Here is a 451-nt window from a genome sequence, read left to right as displayed (position 1 = left end):
CGTGGGGCCTGCGCCGCCGTTCGCGCCGGCCTGCGCCGGGTCCAGCCGGAACACCGCCGCCGCCTCGCCGAGCCGGCGGCCCTGGTCTTCCAGCGCCCGCGCCGAGGCGCTGGCTTCCTCGACCACGGCGACGTTCTGCTGGATCGCCTGGTCCATCTGCGCCACGGTGCGGCTGACCTGCTCGATGCCCATCGACTGTTCCTGCGAGGCCGCGGCGATCTCGCCGATGATGTCGGTCACCCGCTGCACCGAGGCCACGATCTCCTGCATGGTGCAACCGGCCTGGTCGACCAGGGCCGAACCTTCGCTCACGCGGCCGACCGAGTCGTCGATCAGCGTCTTGATCTCCTTGGCGGCGTTGGCCGAGCGCTGGGCGAGGGTGCGCACCTCGGTGGCGACCACCGCGAAGCCGCGGCCCTGTTCGCCGGCGCGGGCGGCTTCCACCGCGGCA

The 451-nt window shown here is 73.4% G+C and carries 1 protein-coding gene; it reads right to left on the bottom strand.

Translation table 11 applies throughout. From position 1 onward, the window contains the following. Positions 1-451 (bottom strand): methyl-accepting chemotaxis protein (locus tag D183_RS25420; protein ID WP_017910577.1); only part of this gene is annotated, 451 nt, incomplete at both ends.

The sequence above is a fragment of the Xanthomonas sp. SHU 199 genome, from assembly GCF_000364665.1.
In the GTDB taxonomy this organism is placed as follows: Bacteria; Pseudomonadota; Gammaproteobacteria; order Xanthomonadales; family Xanthomonadaceae; genus Xanthomonas_A; species Xanthomonas_A sontii.
Note: the sequence above shows the minus strand (reverse complement) of the source record. Positions and strands in the feature narration are given on the sequence as shown.